We start from the raw sequence: 22,243 nt of genomic DNA, 5'->3' as shown, positions 1-22,243 counted from the left end.
CTCTGTAGCTTAGCTCTGGTGCTGTGGTTAATCCCGCACAGGCACCACGGTACGGCCTATGGGGGTCAGGCTCAGCAGTGCCAGCTTCAGGTGCTGGATGCCGAAGGGGATACCTATGATGGTGATAAAGCAGCCCAGGGCATGGGCCAGATGGCCTATGGCGAGCCAGATCCCGAACAGAAAGAACCATACCAGATTGCCGACAAATCCCAGTGGACCTGTGCCCAGATCTTCATGACCGTGGAGCACCCGGCGGTTAACATGTTCCTGACCGAAGGGCCAAAAGGCCAGTTCGCCTATGACAAAACAGGCTCGGCCAAAGGGGATGCCTATGATGCTGATAAAACACAGTAATCCTGCCAGCCACCATGCCAGCCCCATGACAAATCCCCCGAGGACAAACCAGGCAATGTTAAACAGCAGTCGCAGCAGTGACATATAGCTCTCCTTGATTTCGCTGACGGCGGGACTTCTGTCCCGCGTGATTTGCCAATGTCCTAGCCAATACTGTGCCAAATTACTAATGTCATTTAATAACAATGTATTATACGCATTTTTGCCGCCAAAGGGGGGAAGCCTGTTGGTCTGTTTCACCATAAGCCGGTGATTTTCACCAAGGCTCCACTGACGTACAATGGCCCGGCAATTCAGTACAGGAGCCCTATGTGTCGAGCCTTTTTCCACTGTCACCGTCACCGGTCGAGGAGTTCAACTTTGCCGGACACAGGCTGCTGGTCAAACGGGATGACTTGTTGCATCCCCAATTCAGTGGCAACAAGGCGCGCAAATTTGCCTGGTTCCTGGAGCATGACTTTCCCGGGGTCAAACGGCTTATCGGCCACGGTTCGGCCCAGGCCAACTCCCTTTACTCAATGGCGGCACTGGCCAGGCTCAAGGGCTGGCACTTGCAGTTTTATGTTGACCATATCAGCGAGCATTTGCGTCTCAATCCCTGCGGTAACTTCAAGGCGGCCCTGGCACTGGGGGCCGAACTGATTGAAGTGGGGGCTCAGGCCCGCAGGGAAGGGATGAATCTTGAGAGCTATTTGCAGCAGCACCTGGTCTCAACCCTGGAGCAAGACTGCCTGTTTGTCCCCGAGGGGGGGCGCTGTGGCTACGCCGAGTATGGGGTTGCTGCCCTGGCACGGGAAATTGCCGAGTATGCCGCGACCAATGGAATTGCCGAACTTAAATTGATGCTGCCTTCCGGGACCGGCACCACTGCGCTGTTCCTGAGCAAGTATTTTGTGGAGCAGGGCCTGGATATCCAGGTGCTGACCTGTGCCCTGGTGGGGGATGACAACTACCTAAAGGCGCAGTTCGCCGGGCTCGGTGCCCAGGAAAGGCACTTTCCGACCATTCTCTCTCCCGGACGCAAATACCATTTCGGCAAATGTTATCGGGAGTTTTTTGAGATCTGGTCGGCATTGGAAAAGACCGGCACGCAGTTTGAGCTGCTGTACGATCCGCTGGCCTGGATCCTGCTGCTTGACTACATGGATGCCCACCCAGATGCCCGGGTACTATACCTGCATCAGGGGGGATTGCTTGGCAACGAATCCATGCTGCCCAGGTATGTGCGAAAATTCCCCGAACTGGCGCACGCCGCCGGTCTTTCGCTTGAACGCTAAGCCTTTGGCCATTCAGCGATTACTGCTGAGCAGCCACTTCACAAAATTTTGCGCCTCACTGCGCCGGGCAAAGGTCTGACGATTTTTGCCCTTGCCGTCCGTGTAAGCGATGGAGTTTTTGTTTACTGAAATCGCATCAACCGGAAATGCCACCTTAATATCATGACCGTCAGCCTTGTATGACATGGCCACTCTCCTTTTACATTGGGTTGCCTTGGCGATGGTTGGCATCGCACTTTCCGCAGGGCTCAGGCCATTGGCCCGGCATCCTTGTCGGGGTTGTGCACCAGAGTCCCACAGACAGATGACAGATTAATGAAAGGGGATTCCTCTTTAATTTCCAGTCAGTTGCCGGACCAGTGTTGGCTGTATTGGTGCCATTTCGGTGCTAGACTGGGCCAAAAGCGCAAACACATAAGGACACAAGATGCAAAAGTCGCTTGGGGCAGTGATGCTGCTGTGGCTGCTGGCCATGGGGACGGCAACAGCGGCCGAATCGCCATCGAATGCCACTGCCAATGCCGCCCAATCGGACCTGATAACAGCCGTGGCAAAGGAAGAGCAAATCGACCAGGAAATTGCCGGGGACATGGGGGCCGACGCCCACTTCGATTACCGCGATCCCTTGCATCGGGATACACCCAGGGGCGCCTTGCAGGGCTTTTTTCATGCGGCCGACGCTGAAGATTTTAACCGGGCGGCCAGATACCTGGACTTACGTTATCTGCCCCGCGGCATGAATATCCAGCAGGCACCGGAATACGCCATGATGCTGCTGGCCATTATCGACAGGAATTTGTGGGTCGATCTGGCCCGGATCAGCGACAGTCCCGAAGGGGCGGTCAACGATGGTCAGACGGCGGAACGTGACAGTTTTGCGTCCCTGACCGTGGCAGGCCGGGAGGTTGAGCTGCTGCTGCAACGTGTACCCGGCAGTAAGTCATCATGGGTGTGGAAGGTTTCCAGTGCCACGGTCGCCCAATTGCCCGAACTGTATCGCACCCTGGGCTACAGTCCGCTGGTGGAGTGGTATATCAGGCATGCGCCCGCCGGGCGCCTGCTGATGCTCGACCTGTGGGAGTGGGCGCTGATCCTCAGCCTGCTTGGCGGTGCATTTGTGGTGGTACTTCCCCTGACCTGGCTGCTGCGGGCATGGCTGCTGCGAAGCCGCTGGCCATTGCGTTATGAGCTGGCCCGTCTCAGCAGTGGTGCGCTGCGTTTTTTGCTGGCTGTGCTGCTGTACAAGCTGGCGCTTGGCAATACCACCTTGCCGGCGCCAACCCGGGACATTGCCGATAACGGATTATTGCTCGCCCTGACTTCGGTGTGGATGCTGTGGAGCCTGACCGGCCTGGTTCAAAGCCACTGGCGTGAGCGTTTGATGGCCCGCGGCAATAAACAGGCTGCAGCCCTGTTGCGGCCTCTGAGTAACCTTGTCCGTACCACTGTGCTGGCACTGGCGACCCTGATGTGGTTGCAGCATATGGGCTTCAATGCCGGAGCGATATTGGCCGGTATGGGTATTGGCGGTATTGCTGTGGCCCTGGCCTCCAAACAGTCCATCGAAAATTTCATTGGAGCCGTCACCCTGTATGCCTCGGCGCCGGTGAAGGTGGGACAGCGCTGCAGAATGGGCGAGTTGGAAGGGCGGGTGGAGGAAATCGGTCTGCGTTTGACCCGTATTCGCACCCTCGACCGCAGTGTGCTGCATATACCCAATGCCAAGCTGGCGGAAATGGAAATTGAAAACCTGTCGGAGCGGGAGAAGATCCGCTTCAATCCGGCCATCAGGCTCGATTACTCCACCGGCGGTGAACAAATCCAGGCCATAGTCACAGACATCAAAGCCCTGTTGGCGAGACACCCCATGGTGGAAAAGCAACCGCTTGAGGTCACCCTGGGAGGCTTTGGCCAATTTGGTCTGGAGCTCAAGGTGCTTGCGTATCTCGCCACCACCAGTGTTGCCACCTATCATCAACTGGCCCACGAGCTGCATTTGGGCATCATGACCATCATAGAGCACCATGGCTCCTCCCTTGTGCCGGCGGCCATGGTTATGGGTGCAGATGAAAAGGGTTCCGGTCGTGAATGGCCCAATCCCAGGGTGGTACAAGCGGAATGAAATTAAATGATTTTGAACGTTCCGTGGTGCGTTCCCGCGCCAGGCGTATTTTGCAGGACAGGGTCGAGGCCCCCTTGTTGTTGTCACTGTATGACAAGGGCCCGGGGCCCTGCGCAGCGGCGCTGGAAATAGGCTGCGGTTTTGGCAACGGGGTCGACTTTATCCGCCGCCGGCTCGGGGCCGAGCGGGTCACAGCGGTGGATTTGGACCAGGCCATGGTGCAAAGCACCCGCGACCGGTATGCCCATGAGCCCTGGTTTAATGCCATGACTGCGGATGCCACCGACTTGCCCTTTGCCGATGGCTCATTTGATCTGGTATGCAACTTTGCCGTTTTTCATCACATTCCCAACTGGCAGGGTGCCGTGGCCGAGGTATATAGGGTACTGACACCCGGTGGCTATTTTCTGCTGACGGATCTCTATCGCAGTGCCATCTGCAATCCCATCGCCAGGCGGCTGTTTGACCATCCGCAGCAAAACCGTTTCGACCACAAGCAATTTTTGGCCGAGGCCAGACGCTGTGGCTTTGAGCCGGTGGGGCAGCGTAATTTCTGTAACCTCGCGGGACAAATGCTGCTGCAAAAGGTTGTGACTCAGGTTCGCCCGTAAGGTCCAGCGATGCTCTGGAATGGGGGATATCCAGGCTTGCCGTTGGCAGGGGCAGACAGTATTTGAAAATGGGATCTGCACCACACTGACAGCGCCCAAACCCGGGTAACGGCCATATAATGCCCCGGGCTTTGCCGCTATAATCCATTGCAGTTCAATTTTTTAGCCCGGGCTTATGTACCGGGAAAAGAGACAGGGTTATGGCGAAAATTCTTGATTCAGTGGACTCACGCACTCAGCTGGTAGGTGAGAACCGACTTGAACTGCTGCTGTTTCGGCTCAGCAGTACCCAACTGTTCGCAATCAATGTGTTCAAGGTCAAGGAAGTGGTCAAGCTGCCGGCGCTCAGCGCCATGCCCGGCAGTCACCCCCATGTGAAAGGCGTTGCCAATATCCGCGGTACCTCGATTCCTGTCATCGATTTGCGGCGGGCCATAGGTTTCAGCCCGTCACCGGCAGGGGGCGACGCCAACCTTATCATCACCGAATACAACCGCAGCGTGCAGGGCTTTCTGGTGGGCAAGGTGGAGCATATTGTCAACATGACTTGGGGTGACATATTGCCGCCACCCAAGTCAGCGGGGCGCAACAACTACCTGACGGCCATTACCCGTCTGGATTACCAGGGCATGTCGCAGCTGGTGTCCATCATAGATGTGGAGAAGGTGCTGGCGGAGATCATTCATTACAACGTGCGTATAAGTGACGGGGTATTGGATCAATCCCTGCTGCAGGCCATGCCCGGCAGGCAGGTGCTGATAGTGGACGACTCGGCCACGGCCAGGCGTCAGGTGCGTGATACCCTGGCGCAACTGGGGTTGGAAATTATCGAAGTCAACGATGGTTTGCAGGCCTTGCAGTTGCTCCAATCCTGGTGTGATGAAGGCATCAATGTGGCCGATGCGCTGCTGATGATGATCACAGATGCCGAAATGCCGGAAATGGACGGCTATAAATTGACCCACGAGGTGCGCAGCGATCCCAGAATGCGCGATCTCTACATTACCCTTAACACCTCACTCAGTGGCAGCTTCAACAATGCCATGGTGGAAAAAGTAGGTTGCGATAAGTTTATTTCCAAGTTCCAGCCCGACAGGCTGGTGGAAGTGGTGCAGGACAGGTTGAGGGACTTACTCGGCTGAGGTCTCTCAGGGCTTATGGGGTGGGAATTATGCCTGCCCCAACTCGGCGCGCACATCGCGGATAAGCATCTGCTTCATGGCCGGAGTCGACCCCAGATGCAAGCGGCACAGCCGCAGGGCATAGCCGAAGCGTTCATGCCCCACCAGGCCGAGCAAGGTTTCCAGTAACTGCTTATCCAGGCTCCAAATCCCCACGTAATGGCGCACCGCTGCCAGTACCGAAGCAAATTCCAGCCCATCAAAACAGAAGCGGGTGTCGGCTCCCGACTCATCCAGGGGGATGCCATTGAGCGCCAGCGGCCAACCGCGGGCGTTGACCCTGTCCCTGGCCACCTCAAACATGAACCAGGCGCTTTTTTTAAAGCCGCCAAAGATCTTGCACTCAAATTCCGACTGCTCCAGCTCTTCCCTGGTCCAGTTGCTGCCGATGGCCAGATGTTTTGCATAGCGGGCCATCAGTGCATCCTTGACCGCCAGGCGGCACTCGTAAATCGAGGTTAAAGGTTGCTGACGGGCCAACTTCAGGCACTCGTCACAGGCGGGCACGGCAAGGGAGGGATGGGGGCAAAACGGCGGGGCCGGATAGTCGAAGAGCCCACGACAGGGCTCTTCACAAAACCAGCACTTGTACCGCTTGTCAAAAGGGATATCGACCGCGGGACTCGCCATGGGCTTATTCGGCTTCAACCTCGGCCAGCGCCTTGGCGACATCAACCGGATCCAGCTCCAGACAATCTTCGTTGGCTTTCCAGTCAACACCGATCAGCACGCCGTCATTGTTCAGATCTTCCACCCAGTATTCGAGGAATTCTACCAGGCTGATGGAGGCCACCAGGTAATTGGCCCACTCCTCGGTGCAGTGGCTCTTGGCCAGCGCTTCGCTGGACCACAGTGGCATGACGTCGGTGTCTTCGTATTCGCTTGAATCACACACAACCCAGCCTTCACCGCCCGCATCCTGCAGTCCCCAAAGCAACTGGCTTTCTTGTACATTGCTGACAAACTGGCCCAGCTCGGTGTTCATTTCGCTCATCTTGGACTCTCTCATTCCGAAAATTGCTGTTGATTATACGGCAAAAACAAGCAACACCAAGGAATTTTACCGCCTTAATTTGCCTGCCAAGCATTGCCTTTGCAGCCCCGCTATTGCAGGATGGGGCTCAAACACAAGTCTCACCGCCTTTTGGCGTAGCGAACCTTCATTTTCCCGTTCGCAGCCTGGCAGGAGCAAGCAAGGAGTCCCGAGTGAAATTCAGCCGTATTTTTTCCGCGCTCTTTTTAGTGGCGACGAGCGCCCAGACACTGGCCAACACCCAGGCCGGTGATATCCCACCCCATGATCCACAGGCTTTTGCCGCCTGTTTGCAGGCCTTGCACACCAAGGCGCAGCAGCAGGGACTTGGTGACCAGAGTCTGGCCGCCATCGACAAACTCAGCTACGTCCCCAGGGTGATTGAGCTGGACCGCAACCAGCCGGAATTCACCCAGACCTTCGAAGGCTATTTCAGCAAACGCATCAACGACTGGCGGGTGCAGCAGGGCCGTAAAATGTTCAAGGAACAGGGCCCGCTGCTGAAAAAATTGCAGAGGGAATACGGCATTCCGCCCCAGTATCTGTTGGCGTTCTGGGGCCTGGAAACCAACTTCGGCGCCTATAAGGGCAAGATGCCGGTGCTGGATTCACTGGCGACCCTGGCCTGTGATGCCCGCCGCAGTGAGTACTTTACCAGTGAATTGCTGACGGCCCTGGCGCTGGCGGAGCGCAACAAGTTGCAACCCGATGCCTTGATTGGCTCCTGGGCCGGCGCCATGGGACACACCCAGTTTATGCCCTCGGCTTACAGCAAGTATGCCAAGGACGGAGATGGTGACGGCCGGGCCGATCTTATTGGCAGCGTGCCCGACGCCCTGACCTCGGCGGCCAACTTTCTGATGCACCTGGGTTGGCAGCGCAACGAACGCTGGGGCAGGGAAGTGGCCCTGCCGAAAAAATTCGATTTCAGCCAGGTGGGGCGGGACCATAAACTGCCTCTCGCCGACTGGGCGGCCAAGGGCGTGACCCTGCCCTCGGGTAAGCCATTACCCGTGGCGGACATGAAGGCGGCGCTCTATCTACCGGCAGGACACAAGGGGCCGGCCTTTATCGGTTACAGCAATTTTGATGTGATCATGCGCTGGAACCGTTCAGAATTTTATGCCATTGCCGTGGGTCATTTGGCTGACAGGATCAATGGCGCAGTGGCACTGACGGTGGCACCGCCGGTGCAGCCGGTACGCAGCCGCGCCAGCCTCAAAGCCCTGCAGGATAAGCTCAATACCCTGGGTTTTGATGCCGGCAAGGCAGACGGGGTCTTGGGGGCCAAGTCCTTGGCCGCGATCCGCGCCTTCCAGCAAAGCAAGGGGCTTATCGCCGACGGTTTTGCCGATGATGCGACCTTTGAAGCCTTGGGGCTCTTGCATACCGAATAGGTGCATACAGAATAGGTGCATACCGAAGAGGTGCTTTTCGAATAGTGAAGTTTTTCCGTAACTTGCTCGATTTTTAACGGATGCACTCAAATTGATTGCCTGTTGCCAAAAGAGCTTGTAACTTCGGGCCATGCGTTATTAACCCAAGCGTGAACGGATGTGCCCCATGTCACTGGATGAACTCAATCACGGCCAGAAACAACGTCTGGCCTTTATCGATTTCAGTTTGCAATACTTCGGCGAAGTGAGTCGCCAGGATCTTATCGCCAAGTTTGCCACCGGCCTGGCGGCGGCCACCCGGGATCTGGCCTGCTATCGCGAGCTGGCACCGGCCAATATGCAGCTGGTACACCAGACCAAAAGTTACCATCGTTTACCCGGCTTCAAGGCCCTGTTTCCACACGATCCCGAAAGCATATTGCACGGCCTGGCAAGGGGCTTCGGTGATGGCCTGTCACACCCTGTGCGTCCGAGCGCCGTGTGCCTTGATGCCGTGTCCCTTATTCATCCCTCACCGGAAATCATTGCCGCCCTGATGCGTGCCATTCAGGCTGGCGCTTCGCTGAAACTCCACTATGTGTCCACCTCGTCCGGCGAGCGCCAGCGGGAAATCGTGCCCCATGCCCTGGTCAACAATGGCCAGCGCTGGCATGTGCGCGGTTATGACCGCTTGGGCGGCAAGTTCAGTGATTTCGTGGTGACCCGCATCAAGGGGATCAGCGGCCAGGGGCCGGAACCCGAGCAGCATGAGCTCGCCGCGGCCGATGATTATTGGCAGCGACTGGTGACCCTGGTGCTGGTGCCGCATCCATCGCTGGCACACCCGGAGGCCATAGCCCTGGATTTCAACATGGTGAAGGGCAAACTTGAGATCCCCTGCCGGGCGGCCCTGGCGGGTTACTTGCTGCGCCAGTGGAGTGTGGATTGCAGTCCGAAACAGCAGATCCGCTCCGGTGTCTGCCAACTGGCGCTGGCCAACCCGGAAGTCTTGACCGATATTGAACATCTGACCATAGTGCCGGGCGCCCAGGTAAAAGCCTGAGCCCCGATAGCGCTGGAGGCGCGGCCGCAGATTTGCTAAGCTGCCGCCCTTTCAGGCTCCAACAGGAAGAATCCCATGAGCATTAAAGACGATATGGTAGTGCAGTTTTTCTATACCCTGCGCGACGAAAAAGGTGAGGTACTGGAAAGCAACGAGGGCCATGAGCCCGTGGCTTACCTGCACGGCCATCACAACATGATGCCCGGCGTGGAAAAGGCCATTGAAGGCAAGGCCGTGGGTGACAAGTTCAGCGTGACCCTGCCTGCCAGCGAAACCTACGGTGAGCGCATTGAAGGCGCCGAGCAACGCGTTTCCGTGAAACACCTGCTGGGTGCCAACAACTGGAAACCGGGCATGCGCGCCGTGGTGCACACGGATCAGGGCCAGCGCCAGGTAACAGTACTCAAGGTCGGCAAGTTCATGGCCACAGTGGACATCAACCACCCACTGGCCGGTCGCGAGTTGACCTTTGATCTGCACATCAGCGATGCCCGCGACGCCACTGCCGAGGAAATCGCCCATGGTCACGCCCATGGCGTGGGTGGTCATCACCACTGATCTTTGGTGTCATTTCAGTAAAAAAGCCCGGCATTGCCGGGCTTTTTGTGTTTTGTATTCGAGCTGTTGTGATTAACGCAGCAGCTTCTCTATGCTTGCCACTGTCACCGGGTGATAACCGGGCTTGGCTTTGGCGAAGATGTCCCGGGCCCAGGCCTTTTCGCTGGACGCCGCCAGCGCTTCGTACAGTGGCACCACCAGGCGGCGCCGTCCTATGTGCTCCAGATAGGCACCCAGCTCGGGTTTGACCTCATAATAGCCGCAGGCAAGTGCCAGCTTGAACCAGGAAAAGGCGATTTCACTGTTGCCCTGTTGGCTGAGCCCGAAGTGAGTGTCCAGCTCCGCCAGCTGCGGATGGCTGAGATCCCGCGGCAGGTTATTCAGCAGGTGCAGCCAGTGGTGCACTGTCCAGCCCGCGGTATCTATGTCACTGGCCTTGAGCTTGCCGTTTTGCCATAGCTTGGCATCCCTATCGACCCTATCGAAGGCATGGCTGCCGGGGTTGGGCAAGACGGGTCCCGGGCCTTCGCCCTGGAGCCAGGTTTCGATTTCGGATGCTGTTACCCGGCCCGGAAAGCGTGACAACAGTTCAGCGTTCAGATAGCGGCGGAATTCCCGCCTGTCGATGCTTGCAAAGGCATGGTGCTCGAAATAGCCTTTGAGAAAAGTATCGAATGGCTCGCGGCCAAAGGTCTGCTCCAGAAATACCAGGAACTGTTGCCCCTTGGTGTAGGGCACGCTGCTGAAGGCATCGTCCGGATCCCGCTGCCCCAGATCTATCTCCAGCCGGGTATCGGCGCCATCTAGGCTGCTGACCTCGTCGCGCAATTCACCCACGGCGATGCTTTGCTCCATCAGCGCCCGCTCCCTGCCGTAGAGATCTTCCATGATGCGGTTTTCCACATAACTGGTGAAGCCCTCGTTGAGCCAGAGGTCATCCCAACTGGCGTTGGTGACCAGATTGCCTGACCAGGAGTGGGCCAGCTCATGGGCAATCAGGCTCACCAGGCTTTTGTCGCCGGCGATAACCGTCGGGGTGATAAAAGACAGCCTGGGGTTTTCCATGCCGCCAAAGGGGAAGCTGGGGGGCAGGATTAACAAGTCGTATCGACCCCAGCGGTAGTCGCCATAGCGCTTGGAAGCGATAGTAATCATCTCCGGGGTCTGCTCAAATTCCGCCTTGGCTTTGGCCAGCATGGCGGGCTCGGCCCAAACACCACTGCGCTCATCAAATGCCGCATAGTGCAGATCGCCGGCGGCCAGGGCAATAAGGTAAGAGGGAATGGCCTGGGGCATGTTAAACACAGTTACGCCATCCACAGCCTCGGTGCGCTCGGCGCCCATGACCACGGTAATGCCTTCGGGGGCGCTGATACGGGCGCTGAAGGTGCTGCGCACCGCTGGGGTGTCCTGCAGTGGCAGCCAGCTACGCGCATGGATGGCCTGATTCTGGCTGAACATAAAGGGTTGGCTTTTACCCTGGGTCTGGGCTGCGCTCAGCCACTGCAGCCCCGAGGCCACCTCGGCGGAGCGGTAGTTGATCCGTACCTTGGTCTCCCGGGCGTTGAGCCGGATTTCCACTGGCTCGCCCATGACCCCATGGTGGGCGCCGAGACTGAATTGAGCCTGATGCCATTGGCCATCGCTGTTCAGTGCCTGCACCGAGTGGATGTCTAGGCCACGGCTGTCGAGCAGCAGATGCCGACTGTCGCTGTGCCAATCAAGGCTCAGTTCCACCTGGCCTTCGATGCGCTGCTGTTCAAAATCGAGGCTGAGATCCATGTCGATATGGCTGACACTCACCTCGTGGTAGTTGGCAAAGGTGAGCCTGTCATTGGCTGATATTGAGGTTGAGGCAGGCGCTGAGGCCTGGGATTCAGAGGCTGTCGGCGTAGCCGAGGGCAGGGCGGGAGTGGCACTGACCGATAAGGGCAGGGACAGGGCCAGCAGTGCTGCCAGGCAGCCGGTGATGGTTTTGAAATTATTCATATTATTCTTTTGGTCGTGAAATCACTTTTTAAATGGACGCTATTTGCTGAACTTAGCCCAGGATTGCACGCGGCCCCGGACCGGCAAACCTGCAATCGTCTATGGCGCGGCATTATACCCTCTGGGGCCGGTGCGGGGCAGAACTCAGACACAGGGCGATGCTGAATTTTGTTCAGCCTCTGCTAAAGCTGCTCCTGAAAAAGTCCTGGCTACCCTGACTGTGAAAGCCATATTTGTCGCCATACCAGAGCACGAACAGCGCCTTGCGCCGTGCTTGGAACTCGCAGCGATCAAACAGGCTGGCGGGCTCCAAAGCCTGCCAAGCTGTCTCGCCGAGATGTTGCCGGTAACTGGCCAACAGCTGCTGACCAAAGACCTTGCCGGCACGGCGCAGCAGGGGCGCAAAATCCAGCGCCGGATCCTGCAGACAGCAATCACTGAAATCCAGCACAGCCCCAAGCCGTGGGGGGCTTTGCGAACAGGCCTCTTTCAGCAGCAAGTTGGCCGGACCGAAGTCGCCATGACAGAGCACCGGCTTGAGCTGACGGCCGTCGAGCCCGCGCTCATGGGCATCGCGGAAATAGTGCTCGGCAAGCTTGAGCGCCTCCTGTGATAGCTGCCGGATTGCCATGGGCCAGAGGCTGGTCCAAAAATCCCCATCGCCGTAGGGATAGGCCTCAAGTCCCTGAAATTGGGGCCGGGTGCCGTGAATGGCGGCAAGTACCCGGCCCAGATCCCGGGCAAGCTCAAGGTTGTCATCGGTCAGCTGAGCCGGGCTCATTCCCATGCCGGGCAGGCGCGGGTACAGGAGTCCGGGCTGGGGTGACGGCGCAGATGCTTTATCCGGGGCCACGGGCATGGCCAGAGAATTGGCCAGCGGCTGTGGCAGCGCAACACCCGCCAACCTTGGTCCCAGTGCCTGGAGTATTCCCAGTTCAAGAGCGCTTTCCGCCAGCCAGGGTGTTTCCGAGTGCCTGTCCGATAGGGCCTTGGGCAGGCGCAGCACCCAGGCGCGGTTAATCTCGATGACCAGATTGCTCCAACCGCTGTCATTGATCCGGGTTTCGGTTATCGGGGCACCGATTTGGGCTTCAACCCAGGCGCCAAGCGTTGCAGATAGCTGATACAATAGCGTTTTCGAAATTAGAGTGAAGTAGTGAGCTATGGTAATCCCAGTCCCGGGTGGAAAGCTAATCATAACGCCCCATGAAGTGCAGGCCCGCCTGGCAGAGGGTGCCGTTGCCCTGTCGGCCCTGGTGGAAGATGTGCGCTTGCTGGACAAGGCCGGTTTGATCATCGCCGATGCCGGCGCCGTGCGCTGGCAACTGAAGTTGAGTGCGGAGCAGCTTCAGGAGATCCGCGAATTTCTCGGCTTGCCCGAGACCGAATGAGCGTCAGGCACCTTGCCGTCCTGAAAGGGCTGTGGCTTAGGGGCTGTCGCTTAGAGGCAGTCGCTTAGGAGCTGTCGCTTAAGGGCAGGGCCTGTAACGGTTCGGTGAATTGGCCTGCAACTTGTCACCATGGCTGCTATCATGGCCGCCGCAAAGAATCTCAATAATGGAAGTTTTCTATGTCAGCCAACAGCTATTCCCTGCTGAATAATGCCATCGTTATCGAACCCAAGGTCGAAGCCCGTTACTCGGTGATCTGGCTCCATGGCCTGGGCGACTCAGGTGCCGGTTTTGCCCCTGTGGTTCCTGCACTGGGGTTACCTGCAGATCACGCCATTCGTTTCATCTTTCCCCACGCGCCGGAGCAGCCGGTCACCATCAACGGTGGCTATGTCATGCGCTCCTGGTATGACATCAAGAGCATGGATTTGCACGACAGGGCGGACATGGAAGGGGTGTTGGCCTCCGAATCCCTGGTAAAGGCGCTGCTTGAGGCCGAAATCGCCAAGGGCATTCCGGCCGGGCGCATTGTTCTGGCGGGATTCAGCCAGGGTGGGGTCATGAGCCTGTTTACCGGATTGCGCTTTCCAGAGCGTCTGGCGGGTATTATGGCGCTGTCCTGCTATTTGCCCCAGGGTGATGCTTTGCCGGAGCAATTGAGTGCGGCCAATGCGGGCACCCGAATATTGCAACAACATGGAACCGAGGACGATGTGGTGCCCTTGTTTGCCGGTGAAATGGCGGCATCGGCCCTGAAAAAAGCCGGTTATCCGTTGCAGTGGCAGACCTACACCATGCCGCACAGCGTACTGCCCAACCAGTTGACAGATATAGCAAACTGGTTGCTGGAAACCTTTGCCAAGGCCGAATAAAACCGGCTCCAATACGGTATCAAAAAGAACGCACCCACTGGGTGCGTTCTTTTTATGAAACAATGCGCCAGAACGGCATGCCTTTAAAAAATGCAGGTTTTACCGAGTGTTCTGTTGCTGACTCGGAAAATAACCAACTTGCAACATGATATTAACCTCATCACCCGCAGCCTCTTGTTCTTTTAAATGCATAAAGGGCGAAATTAAATGCTTTTAAAATATGCACATAGCTCACGTTTGTTCATATTTCTGCCACATTCGCATGTCAATGTTGCTATTATTGCGCCCGGAACAAGAATAATGTTCCAGCCAAAACATAAGATGATGGTAAAAACATAATATTCAAGGGGTTGATTATATGTCTGCGAAATTGGTAAAAGGCCTGCTGGCCACGGCCGTATTGGCCGCCCTGGCCGGTTGTAACGGCAGTGACAATGAGGTTAAGGTGCCTGCCAGTTGTGCCGAAGCCGGCGATGCCTGCAAGGTATTCACTGTATTGCACACCAACGACAACCATGGCCGTTTCTGGGAAAACAAAGACGGTGAATATGGTATGGCGGCCCGCAAGGCTCTGGTTGATGCTATTCGCGCCGAAGTAGAGAGCAATGGCGGTGAAGTACTGCTGCTGTCCGGCGGTGACATCAACACAGGTGTGCCCGAGTCTGACTTGCAGGACGCGGTTCCCGATTTCATCGGCATGAACAAAATAGGCTACGATGCCATGGCCGTGGGTAACCACGAGTTCGACAACCCACTGTCTATCCTCGATATGCAGCGCACTTTGGCCGACTTCCCCTTCCTGGCGGCCAACATCTATAAAGCCGACGGCAGCCGTTACTTCGATGCCTACAAGGTATTCGAGCTCAATGGTGTGAAAGTGGCCGTGATCGGTCTGACCACCGAAGACACTGCCAAGATTGGCAACCCTGAATTTATCAGCGAGCTGGAATTCCGCGATCCCAAAGAAGAAGTGGCCAAGGTCATCAAGGAAATCAAAGACGGCAAGCTGGCCGATATCATCATAGCCACTACCCACATGGGTCACTATGCCGATGGCCAGAACGGCAGCAATGCCCCAGGTGATGTGGCCATGGCCCGTGCCCTGAACCAGGGCGACCTGCAGCTGATCGTTGGCGGTCACTCTCAAAACCCTGTGTGTATGGAAGCCGGCAACACGGCTTACGCCGAGTTCCAAGCCGGTGACGACTGTACCCCGGATCAACAAAACGGCACCTGGATCATGCAGGCCCACGAATGGGGCAAGTATGTGGGTCGCGCCGATTTCGAATACTACAACGGTGAACTGCACCTGGCTTCTTACAAGTTGATCCCGGTGAACCTGGTCAAGACAGTGGTCGATGAGTCCGGCAACAAGAGCAAGGTGCTGGTTGCCGACAAGATTGAGCCCGATACCGAGCTGAAAGAGCTGCTGCAGTACTATCAAGACCGCGGTCAGGGCAAACTGGACGAAGTGATTGGCACAACCGATGCCAAACTGGAAGGTGACCGCGCCGTGGTTCGTGGCCAGCAAACCAACCTGGGCCGTCTGATCGCCATGGCTCAGGCCACTCAAGTCAACGCCGACTTCGGTGTAATGAACTCAGGTGGTGTGCGTGCCTCTATCGCCGCCGGTGACATTTCTTACCGCGACGTGTTGACAGTACAGCCATTTGGCAACACTGTGACCCTGAGCACTATGACAGGTGCCGAAGTGGCCGATTACCTGGGTGTGGTTGCCAGCATGCAACGCAATTCAGGTGCCTATGCCCAGATCACCGGCGTTAAGATGACAGTGGATTGTACCGCCAAGTCTGTGGCCATCAGCGAAATCAACGGTAAGGACTTCAGCGCAACCGATAGCTACACCTTCACTGTGCCCAGCTTCAACGCCGCCGGCGGTGACGGTTACCCGGCTCTGGCGCCTATCCAAACAGGTTATGTGGATGCCGACGTGCTGTACAACTTCTTCAAGGCCAAAGAAGCCATTGTGGCTGCCGACTATGAGCCGATGGGCGACATAGTTTACACCAACTCCAATAGTCCTCTGGGTTGCGAAGTGACCGCTCAGTAATAGCAGTAAAAAGCTCAAACCGAAAAAGCCACCCTTGGGTGGCTTTTTTACTTTTGACGCTTGAAAACATTTACCCCAGCCCCATATCAGTACCAGAGTCGCTCGAAGAGGACTCGGGCATCGCCTTCGGGGATGCCGCTTGTGGGCCCAATGGGCCCGATACCGGCGCGACATTGTCGGCCAACTGATTATATTGCTTAAACATTAAGGATATAGACTATGCGTAACTATGATTTGACCCCACTTTACCGCAGTGCCATTGGTTTTGACCGTCTGGCACAACTGGCAGAGCATGCCGCCGCCAACAACGGCAACAACGGTTATCCTCCCTACAACATCGAACTCCTGGGCGAGAACCGCTACCGCATCACCATGGCGGTCGCCGGCTTTGCCATGGAAGAGCTGGAGATCAGCAGTGAAGGTGACAAGCTGCTGGTGAAGGGTAACAAGCAGGACAAGGCAAGTGAACGCAAATATCTGTATCAGGGCATAGCCGAGCGCGGCTTTGAACGCACCTTCCAGCTGGCCGATTATGTGACAGTGACAGGTGCCTACCTGGAACACGGCCTGCTCAACATCGATTTGGTGCGGGAAATTCCCGAAGCCCTCAAACCCCGCCGGATTGAAATCGGCAACAGGCCTTTGATTGAGTCAGACGCTCATTAAGTCATTCAGGCTTAAACAGCCCTGACTTTAAAAAGTAAACGCCGGCCACTTGGCCGGCGTAATTTTTGCCGTTTAACACAGCCTCATACCGCGCAATTCATGCTGCCAAACCAGGCGGGTTCGACGCCGACGATTGACCTTCAAGCAGGCACAAGATTGGTTCATTGAGGTACTTGATTTTCCAAAACGATGAGATGGCTATTGTAGAGCAGCTCATCTAAAGCGTCAGGCTGACTTGGTACTGCTGCTGATCGCTTCGCACTGTGATGGGCCAATCCAGTTCGGCCGCAATGCGCCGAATAAGACTGGTGCCATGGCCAAAGCCCTGATAACGGCTGTTGACTGTGGTGGTGCCGTTGGGCAAGCGGGCGATTTGATTGGAAAATTGCAAAGTCCTGCCCCGACAATCTATGTGCAGCGCTGCGCCACCACCGTGGTAACAGGCGTTGCCTATGATGTTGAGCAACAACAGTTGGATCAACTGCGGATTGCCTGTCACCGACAGTTGCTCCGGCAAATCAAGGCTTATCTGGCTGACAAATTCAGGCTCGGTTTGATAAAGGGTAAACATCGATTGCTCGAGTTGTGGCAGCAGTGGCAACTGTTCCGCGGGAGTTTGTTGCTTTCTGGCCAGCGCCAGTAACACACTGAGTTGTTGACTCAAGGCCGCGCTGGCATCTTTCACCAGGTTCAGCTGTTCACCCGCCAATGGCGTTTTACCGGCGAGGGTCAGGGCGTTCTGGATCAGCGTGAGCGGCGTGCGCAATTCGTGACTGATATCGTTCACAAAATCCTGTTCGCGTTGCAACGCTGCCTGCAGCCTACGCCGTGCCCGGCTCAGCCGGTACAGCAACCACAGTCCCGTGCCGGCAAAGAGTAATAGCAAACCGGCGGTTAGACCTCGAAACAACAGCATAAAGTCGGCCAGCGGCAGGGCTGCGGCCAGATCCAGCTCCAGCCACAGAGCAGGCTTTGCCGTGGCTGACTGTGCGAATGCTCTGGTTGGCGGTGTGAAGGCAACTGCATAGCGGGGCTCCCCGGTTTCCTGCACTACAAACACGGCCTGATCGTGTTGCAGTGCTTCTGCGCTCGGCGGTAATTGGCCTTCTCGCAGTCGGAAATAGTGCCGAGATGGCATCAGGATGTCGGATGTCGGATGAGCCTGTAAATAGACTTGCTCCTGCTCCAGAAGCTGGCTGGCGATAAGTTGCTGCAACGTGTCACCGAAAGCAACTACCAACCACATACTCAGCCCAGCCCCCACAATAATAAGGCCGCCCAGCAGGGCGTGGGTACCATGTTTAAGCATCGGTCAGCCCCTGGAGCTGGTAGCCAATAGTGCTGATGGTATGGATCAATGGGTGTCCTACCGCGGGCTCAAGACTTTTGCGCAAGGTGTAAATGTGCGCCTTCAGCGCATTACTTTCCGGCTCTTCCTCTGGCCAGACATGCTCAATCAACTCGCGACGTGAGCTGGGATAGGGGTGATTTTCCATCAGCTTTTGCAATATGGCGAAACCCGTGGCCGTCAGCGCTATGGGCTGACCTTGCCACCAGACCTGGCGTTGCCTGCGGCATATTTTCAACTGGCCAATTTCCAGACTCTGTTGCTGAAACAGCTCCCGGCGCCGGGCCAGTGCCTCACAGCGCAACGCCAGTTCACGCAGATCAAATGGTTTGGTCAGATAATCATCCGCGCCAGCGGCAAAGCCGCTGGCTTTATCCTGATAAGCGTCCCGGGCGGTCAGCATAAGGATCGGCGGTTTGATGTTGGCACTGGCCAAAATGGCCTGGCAGATCTGCAGGCCATCGGTATCCGGCAGGTTTAAATCCAGCAGCACCACATCAAAAGCATACTGATTGGCCAGTTGCAAACCCAGCTTGCCTTCAGCGGCATAATCCACCTGCCAACCAAGCCCTTCCAGAAAACTGACCAACTGGCCGGCCAGCGCCAAATTGTCTTCGATCAACAGAATTTTCAGAGTCTTTCGCAAAGTGCACTCCATGGCTCACAACAAGGTTTTTAATGCATCCAGTACCAGGGGCGCATCTTCCTGCATCATGTTATGGCCGAGCTTATCCAGGCGCAGATGGCTGCCATTGCGGACATCGGCAAATAAAGCTTGATGCAGCCGCAACCACTGGACTTTACCCTCGGCCGTTTCGACAAATGCCAGAGGATCAGATTCGACCCGGGTTGATGTTAACAAAACGGTATTCAAATCAGAAGGTAAAGGCGTGACCTGCTGACCGGCTTGGTCCAGTTCACTATTGAGTTGTTGGAGTTGGGCCTGCAGGCGCGGTGGCAGCATCTGATCCAGCATCGCATCTTCCGTAGCGACAGCTTTGGTATCAACCGCTTTAAACCAGACTCTTTGCTGCATGACCGCCGGGTCGATTAACATCAGGCCGCTCAGATTGGCATGATGATGACGGGCATACTCGCTCACCAGCAAGCCCCCATATGAGTGCCCCACTAAAATTAGCCGCTTTCCCTGGCCATATCGCTGGGCCAGGGCAGTTAAATCCTGCAGATGCTGTTGGATCCCCGAGGTTTGAGCGCGCTCGCCGGATCGGCCGATACCGGCGCGGGCGTAACGCACCGCCATGACATTGTCCGGCAGTTGCGCTACCAGTTTGTCCCAGACTTCCGGCCCTTGGCCAAACCCAGACTCAAACAGCATTACGGTATCGCCATGACCGGATACCACCACCTGCAGATCCAGCCCGTTCACAGGCAGCGCCGTTGACTCAATACTATAAATGCAGCTCAGAGTTATCAGGGTATATTTAACAATATTCAGTAAGTTACGCATGGTAAAGCTCCTTTGTGGCGATAGATTTTGTATCAGTCCACTCAGGCTAACTGGCGCGTGGTAAAGACAGGGTAAAGAAAGGGGAAAAATGAAGAAAGTTTGCATTCAGATGACAGGAGGCACCTTGGCGCAGCTGGCCAGCTATTTTGCGAATACCGGGAGTTCAATATGGCGTGGGGATCGTTGTCGCTGGTAAGGCTGATCTCCGCGTGCGTGGGCAAACCAAAGCCCGGCTTCTGATTTGAGACAGATGACAAATATGCGCACCTCTGAAGTCTTGGTCTGAATACGGGGCAGGGGGAACATTTATCTGAATCAGGGCTTGATTATGGCAAAAGAGTACAAGACCGAGTCACTCTTGTTGAACCTTTAGAGCGAATTTGTTTATGGTCACAAAGTCTGCCATCTGGTGTATTCGGCTTTCAAAGGCACTGAAGACTGGCGAATGTTGCCAAAAGTGGCTTTTGGCACCATATGCACAAACTCCAGCTCCCCCGGGTATCATTGCTGAACAATGACACTCGGAGGGTGAGCCATTTACCTTTGGGTCCTACAAACACTTGCCGTTGCTGTCTGGCAACCGGAGGCTGAACTCTTCCGTCATTTGCCGGAAGAACCGGATGAATTCTGGCTCTTATTCAAAAACATTGTGGGAATGGGATGATTGGGGGATTCCGACATCCACATCACGCTGCTTATCCACCAGCGGGTGCCGTCAAAGTAGGCTTCGATGCTGTTGACGCCTCTGAAGCGTTCAAGCTTACCATCATCTATCGCCTCACCTGCGTACGTTGAATCTATATGGGCTATGTTGCCGTATTCCTGGGTTCTTCTTGATATTTCCCATTCTTTAAATCCACCCGTTACCAGGGGTTCGGTCGCCTCGACATACTCCTGATGTGTCCAACTGCTTGCCTTCACCTTTCCGTGCGCGTCGATTGAGGTACCCACGAACCGGATCCATGGCACGTACAGGGTTCTGTCCCTGTCCCATTGCCGCGCTTCCTGTGGGGCTATATTCACTACGTCGTAGAAGGCGCCCATCAGCCCATCCAGCGTGCTCACATCGCCAGGCCTGGCGGGTATGTCTTTTACCTGTACGCTTTGAGCGAAACTCATTTGGGCGTGCAATGCAAAAACGGCAGTCACTATTGACTTTAACAGCATAGATGCGGGTTTCATAAATAGTCTCTTTGGTGTGTGAAGGGGGCCATCCAAGGCCTGTGTCAATCGATTCGCGGACTTCTAGTCCGCGCTTTATCAACTGGCTTAACGACTACTTTATTTTGGCGGCGCTCAGACGAGCCTGGAGCTCAGTGGACAGGTCCTGTGGCGGTGTTGTGCTGGGTGTGGCGTGCTCACATTGTGACTCGCCCAAGCCACCAATCCACTGCTCATACGGATCGGTTTTAATTGTCGCGAAATGCGTCCACTCCGCGCCTGGACCGGCAGTACTTGTGCGAAATTCACCGCAAAGCAGGTAACCGGTCTCTCCGTTGGCTAGGGTTAGTACGCGCACGTGGACATTTTGAACACCGGCAACAGACGGACCATGCTCTGAGAAGTCCGAGGCTGCCCACTCAATGAGCGTGTCCTGAATCGTCTGGGGAACTGTGCTCGGCGTGTCTGCATTGGCAAATGCGGAACCACTGAGGATGAGGCTGGCCAAGATGGCTTTTAACGCGCTGCGACTGATCATGAACATTTCCTTTGTGTTGGGATTGACGAAAAAGACATGGGGGCAGAGAAGGTATTTTCGACGCTGTCTAACGCCAAAATAATTGTGAAATGTCAGCTATTTTAAATGAGTGCCGCTTTAGCAAAAACGATTGAGAGAATGCCGACGTCTATTGTTGGGCAGCGGCACCAAGCCAAGTGGAGTGCCTTGCTACGACCTGCCACCGGCCGTCACGGTAGTGCCAGACGTCTGTCATTCTGAACTCACCGCTCCAGTCGCTGCCACGAGCAGTAGCCCTTTGGTGATACCAAGCAATCGAAACAACAGTATCCCCATAGCCCTTAACCTGCAGCCGATCAAAATGAAATGACTGGCAAACTATTGGCCCCATCGCGCCATCAAGCCATTGGGCCTTTGAGAATATTTCGCCGTTGAGCGAACTAACCAAGGTGAACTCGTCAGCAAGAATGGAATCTGCTAGAGCGCGATCCCGTTTTAGCCAGGCTCCCATCCACTCGTTCTCGCGAGCGAGGATGATGTCGTGCAGAGATTTTTCCTGATTGCCAGCCATGAAAGTTACTCCGGTGTTTAACGCCCAAAGCCGGGGCGGCTTACCTTATGCGTGCATAAGATGAGAAGTCCCGCGGAAGCCCGAAGGGCTGTAGCATATTTGGCTGGGTTGCTAGGCGTACTTACCCTCGACAAAGCAGGTTGCCAACAGTGTGCTACCAATAAAAAGTATATTTATTGCTGCGCGAACAAACCACGGATATGAGCGGTAAGAAATAGAAAAATACTTTGACAGTACAACTGCAATACCCATAAGGAAAAACCATGGTGTAAAAAATATAACTACTTTCCATTTAACGAGAGAAACGGCTAAATCATGGAGCGCACCACTAACAAGAAAGGTAAAAATGACCGCTTGCCAACTCGGCAGCAACAAACCGAGCGGTTTCATGATGTAGCGCGACAAATAGTAGCCCCATATTGGGTTCCAATAATGCCAAAATACCGGGAATGAACCTGCCCCAAAAGAGCGGGATAGCATATTCCTCATGGAATGGCTTGCCCCCAGGGCAACGCCGTTTCGCTTCCTAACATACTGCGATAATGAAACCGTATTTTGCATGATAATTTTCGAATGCCTAACGCCTGAATTAAGCCGACACCAAGCGCGTAGCA

Annotated in this window: 24 protein-coding genes; 11 read left to right on the top strand and 13 right to left on the bottom strand. The window is 55.7% G+C overall.

Going from position 1 to position 22,243, the window contains the following annotated elements; all coding sequences use genetic code 11:
- Window positions 1-27: 27 nt before the first annotated feature.
- Window positions 28-438: a YccF domain-containing protein gene (locus tag JYB84_RS10225; protein WP_207319996.1), complete on the bottom strand. Its 411-nt coding sequence runs from the start codon at window positions 436-438 to the stop codon at window positions 28-30.
- Window positions 439-665: 227 nt separating this feature from the next.
- On the opposite strand from JYB84_RS10225, the gene JYB84_RS10220 reads away from it, so the two are divergent.
- Entirely contained in the window at window positions 666-1,631 is a 966-nt protein-coding gene (locus tag JYB84_RS10220) for a 1-aminocyclopropane-1-carboxylate deaminase/D-cysteine desulfhydrase (RefSeq protein ID WP_228290755.1), read from the top strand.
- 12 nt (window positions 1,632-1,643) lie between these two features.
- Here JYB84_RS10220 and JYB84_RS10215 read toward each other — a convergent pair whose 3' ends face one another.
- Window positions 1,644-1,817, bottom strand: a complete 174-nt coding sequence (locus JYB84_RS10215; RefSeq protein ID WP_207319995.1) for a hypothetical protein — start codon at window positions 1,815-1,817, stop codon at window positions 1,644-1,646.
- A 241-nt stretch (window positions 1,818-2,058) separates the two neighbouring features.
- On the opposite strand from JYB84_RS10215, the gene JYB84_RS10210 reads away from it, so the two are divergent.
- The 3 genes from JYB84_RS10210 (at window position 2,059) to JYB84_RS10200 (ending at window position 5,506) form a co-directional block, all read left to right on the top strand.
- Window positions 2,059-3,753: a mechanosensitive ion channel family protein gene (locus JYB84_RS10210; RefSeq protein ID WP_207319994.1), complete on the top strand. Its 1,695-nt coding sequence runs from the start codon at window positions 2,059-2,061 to the stop codon at window positions 3,751-3,753.
- Window positions 3,750-4,364, top strand: a complete 615-nt coding sequence (locus JYB84_RS10205) for a class I SAM-dependent methyltransferase (RefSeq protein WP_207319993.1) — start codon at window positions 3,750-3,752, stop codon at window positions 4,362-4,364. The genes JYB84_RS10210 and JYB84_RS10205 overlap by 4 nt, the downstream gene beginning before the upstream one ends.
- 200 nt (window positions 4,365-4,564) lie before the next feature.
- Window positions 4,565-5,506, top strand: a complete 942-nt coding sequence (locus JYB84_RS10200; protein WP_207319992.1) for a chemotaxis protein CheV — start codon at window positions 4,565-4,567, stop codon at window positions 5,504-5,506.
- A gap of 27 nt (window positions 5,507-5,533) precedes the next feature.
- Here JYB84_RS10200 and JYB84_RS10195 read toward each other — a convergent pair whose 3' ends face one another.
- Window positions 5,534-6,175 (bottom strand): hypothetical protein, encoded by a 642-nt coding sequence (locus tag JYB84_RS10195; RefSeq protein ID WP_207319991.1) that lies wholly within the window; start codon window positions 6,173-6,175, stop codon window positions 5,534-5,536.
- Between the two features lie 4 nt (window positions 6,176-6,179).
- Entirely contained in the window at window positions 6,180-6,539 is a 360-nt protein-coding gene (locus tag JYB84_RS10190) for a DUF2750 domain-containing protein (RefSeq protein ID WP_207319990.1), read from the bottom strand.
- Window positions 6,540-6,808: 269 nt separating this feature from the next.
- Between JYB84_RS10190 and JYB84_RS10185 the strand changes: the two genes are divergently transcribed.
- From JYB84_RS10185 to JYB84_RS10175, 3 genes are all read left to right on the top strand, one after another.
- Window positions 6,809-7,975 carry a lytic murein transglycosylase gene (locus tag JYB84_RS10185; protein WP_407696031.1) on the top strand — a complete coding sequence of 389 codons (1,167 nt, stop codon included), beginning with the start codon at window positions 6,809-6,811 and terminating at the stop codon, window positions 7,973-7,975.
- Window positions 7,976-8,141: 166 nt separating this feature from the next.
- Entirely contained in the window at window positions 8,142-9,017 is an 876-nt protein-coding gene (locus tag JYB84_RS10180; RefSeq protein WP_207319989.1) for a helix-turn-helix transcriptional regulator, read from the top strand.
- 75 nt (window positions 9,018-9,092) lie between these two features.
- Entirely contained in the window at window positions 9,093-9,575 is a 483-nt protein-coding gene (locus tag JYB84_RS10175) for an FKBP-type peptidyl-prolyl cis-trans isomerase (RefSeq protein ID WP_207319988.1), read from the top strand.
- A gap of 72 nt (window positions 9,576-9,647) precedes the next feature.
- Here JYB84_RS10175 and JYB84_RS10170 read toward each other — a convergent pair whose 3' ends face one another.
- The gene (locus JYB84_RS10170; RefSeq protein WP_207319987.1) at window positions 9,648-11,564 is read right to left on the bottom strand and encodes a M1 family metallopeptidase; all 1,917 of its coding nucleotides are present in this window, start codon (window positions 11,562-11,564) and stop codon (window positions 9,648-9,650) included.
- A gap of 172 nt (window positions 11,565-11,736) precedes the next feature.
- Window positions 11,737-12,693, bottom strand: a complete 957-nt coding sequence (locus JYB84_RS10165; protein WP_207319986.1) for an aminoglycoside phosphotransferase family protein — start codon at window positions 12,691-12,693, stop codon at window positions 11,737-11,739.
- Between the two features lie 34 nt (window positions 12,694-12,727).
- Here JYB84_RS10165 and JYB84_RS10160 point away from each other — a divergent pair, with 34 nt between their 5' ends.
- The 4 genes from JYB84_RS10160 to JYB84_RS10145 all read left to right on the top strand — a co-directional run bounded on the left by JYB84_RS10160 (window position 12,728) and on the right by JYB84_RS10145 (window position 16,564).
- Window positions 12,728-12,955 carry a DUF3389 family protein gene (locus JYB84_RS10160; protein ID WP_207319985.1) on the top strand — a complete coding sequence of 76 codons (228 nt, stop codon included), beginning with the start codon at window positions 12,728-12,730 and terminating at the stop codon, window positions 12,953-12,955.
- Between the two features lie 179 nt (window positions 12,956-13,134).
- The gene (locus JYB84_RS10155; RefSeq protein WP_207319984.1) at window positions 13,135-13,827 is read left to right on the top strand and encodes an alpha/beta hydrolase; all 693 of its coding nucleotides are present in this window, start codon (window positions 13,135-13,137) and stop codon (window positions 13,825-13,827) included.
- Between the two features lie 358 nt (window positions 13,828-14,185).
- On the top strand, window positions 14,186-15,898 hold the full coding sequence (ushA, locus tag JYB84_RS10150) for a bifunctional UDP-sugar hydrolase/5'-nucleotidase UshA (protein WP_207319983.1): 1,713 nt from the start codon (window positions 14,186-14,188) through the stop codon (window positions 15,896-15,898).
- A 219-nt stretch (window positions 15,899-16,117) separates the two neighbouring features.
- Window positions 16,118-16,564 (top strand): Hsp20 family protein, encoded by a 447-nt coding sequence (locus tag JYB84_RS10145; protein ID WP_207319982.1) that lies wholly within the window; start codon window positions 16,118-16,120, stop codon window positions 16,562-16,564.
- Window positions 16,565-16,781: 217 nt separating this feature from the next.
- Here JYB84_RS10145 and JYB84_RS10140 read toward each other — a convergent pair whose 3' ends face one another.
- The 7 genes from JYB84_RS10140 to JYB84_RS10110 all read right to left on the bottom strand — a co-directional run bounded on the left by JYB84_RS10140 (window position 16,782) and on the right by JYB84_RS10110 (window position 22,190).
- Window positions 16,782-17,873, bottom strand: a complete 1,092-nt coding sequence (locus JYB84_RS10140; protein ID WP_207319981.1) for a sensor histidine kinase — start codon at window positions 17,871-17,873, stop codon at window positions 16,782-16,784.
- Window positions 17,866-18,558, bottom strand: coding sequence for a response regulator transcription factor (locus tag JYB84_RS10135; protein WP_228290754.1), 693 nt, complete (start codon window positions 18,556-18,558; stop codon window positions 17,866-17,868). The genes JYB84_RS10140 and JYB84_RS10135 overlap by 8 nt, the downstream gene beginning before the upstream one ends.
- Before the next feature lie 15 nt (window positions 18,559-18,573).
- On the bottom strand, window positions 18,574-19,485 hold the full coding sequence (locus tag JYB84_RS10130) for an alpha/beta fold hydrolase (RefSeq protein WP_207319979.1): 912 nt from the start codon (window positions 19,483-19,485) through the stop codon (window positions 18,574-18,576).
- Between the two features lie 495 nt (window positions 19,486-19,980).
- Window positions 19,981-20,499 carry a hypothetical protein gene (locus tag JYB84_RS10125; RefSeq protein WP_207319978.1) on the bottom strand — a complete coding sequence of 173 codons (519 nt, stop codon included), beginning with the start codon at window positions 20,497-20,499 and terminating at the stop codon, window positions 19,981-19,983.
- A gap of 157 nt (window positions 20,500-20,656) precedes the next feature.
- Complete coding sequence (locus JYB84_RS10120) at window positions 20,657-21,079, bottom strand: hypothetical protein (RefSeq protein WP_207319977.1); 423 nt, start codon at window positions 21,077-21,079, stop codon at window positions 20,657-20,659.
- A gap of 148 nt (window positions 21,080-21,227) precedes the next feature.
- A complete protein-coding gene (locus JYB84_RS10115) occupies window positions 21,228-21,629 on the bottom strand; it encodes a nuclear transport factor 2 family protein (RefSeq protein ID WP_207319976.1) in 402 nt (133 codons plus the stop codon).
- 111 nt (window positions 21,630-21,740) lie between these two features.
- The gene (locus tag JYB84_RS10110; protein WP_207319975.1) at window positions 21,741-22,190 is read right to left on the bottom strand and encodes an MBOAT family O-acyltransferase; all 450 of its coding nucleotides are present in this window, start codon (window positions 22,188-22,190) and stop codon (window positions 21,741-21,743) included.
- Window positions 22,191-22,243: the final 53 nt, after the last annotated feature.

Origin of the sequence: Shewanella cyperi (assembly GCF_017354985.1) — a bacterium.
In the GTDB taxonomy this organism is placed as follows: domain Bacteria; phylum Pseudomonadota; class Gammaproteobacteria; order Enterobacterales; family Shewanellaceae; genus Shewanella; species Shewanella cyperi.
The sequence above is the reverse complement of the archived record's forward strand: the minus strand, read 5'-3'. Positions and strand labels throughout refer to the sequence as shown.

What these genes read in the sequence shown, in the direction of transcription:
- JYB84_RS10115 (WP_207319976.1), bottom strand. Translation starts at nt 21,629, where the DNA reads ATGGCTGGCAATCAGGAAAAATCTCTGCACGACATCATCCTCGCTCGC.
- JYB84_RS10170 (WP_207319987.1), bottom strand. Translation starts at nt 11,564, where the DNA reads ATGAATAATTTCAAAACCATCACCGGCTGCCTGGCAGCACTGCTGGCC.
- JYB84_RS10125 (WP_207319978.1), bottom strand. Translation starts at nt 20,499, where the DNA reads ATGAGTTTCGCTCAAAGCGTACAGGTAAAAGACATACCCGCCAGGCCT.
- JYB84_RS10130 (WP_207319979.1), bottom strand. Translation starts at nt 19,485, where the DNA reads ATGCAAACTTTCTTCATTTTTCCCCTTTCTTTACCCTGTCTTTACCAC.
- ushA (WP_207319983.1), top strand. Translation starts at nt 14,186, where the DNA reads ATGTCTGCGAAATTGGTAAAAGGCCTGCTGGCCACGGCCGTATTGGCC.
- JYB84_RS10200 (WP_207319992.1), top strand. Translation starts at nt 4,565, where the DNA reads ATGGCGAAAATTCTTGATTCAGTGGACTCACGCACTCAGCTGGTAGGT.
- JYB84_RS10195 (WP_207319991.1), bottom strand. Translation starts at nt 6,175, where the DNA reads ATGGCGAGTCCCGCGGTCGATATCCCTTTTGACAAGCGGTACAAGTGC.
- JYB84_RS10140 (WP_207319981.1), bottom strand. Translation starts at nt 17,873, where the DNA reads ATGCTTAAACATGGTACCCACGCCCTGCTGGGCGGCCTTATTATTGTG.
- JYB84_RS10120 (WP_207319977.1), bottom strand. Translation starts at nt 21,079, where the DNA reads ATGATCAGTCGCAGCGCGTTAAAAGCCATCTTGGCCAGCCTCATCCTC.
- JYB84_RS10160 (WP_207319985.1), top strand. Translation starts at nt 12,728, where the DNA reads ATGGTAATCCCAGTCCCGGGTGGAAAGCTAATCATAACGCCCCATGAA.
- JYB84_RS10145 (WP_207319982.1), top strand. Translation starts at nt 16,118, where the DNA reads ATGCGTAACTATGATTTGACCCCACTTTACCGCAGTGCCATTGGTTTT.
- JYB84_RS10110 (WP_207319975.1), bottom strand. Translation starts at nt 22,190, where the DNA reads ATGCAAAATACGGTTTCATTATCGCAGTATGTTAGGAAGCGAAACGGC.
- JYB84_RS10190 (WP_207319990.1), bottom strand. Translation starts at nt 6,539, where the DNA reads ATGAGCGAAATGAACACCGAGCTGGGCCAGTTTGTCAGCAATGTACAA.
- JYB84_RS10155 (WP_207319984.1), top strand. Translation starts at nt 13,135, where the DNA reads ATGTCAGCCAACAGCTATTCCCTGCTGAATAATGCCATCGTTATCGAA.
- JYB84_RS10175 (WP_207319988.1), top strand. Translation starts at nt 9,093, where the DNA reads ATGAGCATTAAAGACGATATGGTAGTGCAGTTTTTCTATACCCTGCGC.
- JYB84_RS10210 (WP_207319994.1), top strand. Translation starts at nt 2,059, where the DNA reads ATGCAAAAGTCGCTTGGGGCAGTGATGCTGCTGTGGCTGCTGGCCATG.
- JYB84_RS10225 (WP_207319996.1), bottom strand. Translation starts at nt 438, where the DNA reads ATGTCACTGCTGCGACTGCTGTTTAACATTGCCTGGTTTGTCCTCGGG.
- JYB84_RS10215 (WP_207319995.1), bottom strand. Translation starts at nt 1,817, where the DNA reads ATGTCATACAAGGCTGACGGTCATGATATTAAGGTGGCATTTCCGGTT.
- JYB84_RS10205 (WP_207319993.1), top strand. Translation starts at nt 3,750, where the DNA reads ATGAAATTAAATGATTTTGAACGTTCCGTGGTGCGTTCCCGCGCCAGG.
- JYB84_RS10180 (WP_207319989.1), top strand. Translation starts at nt 8,142, where the DNA reads ATGTCACTGGATGAACTCAATCACGGCCAGAAACAACGTCTGGCCTTT.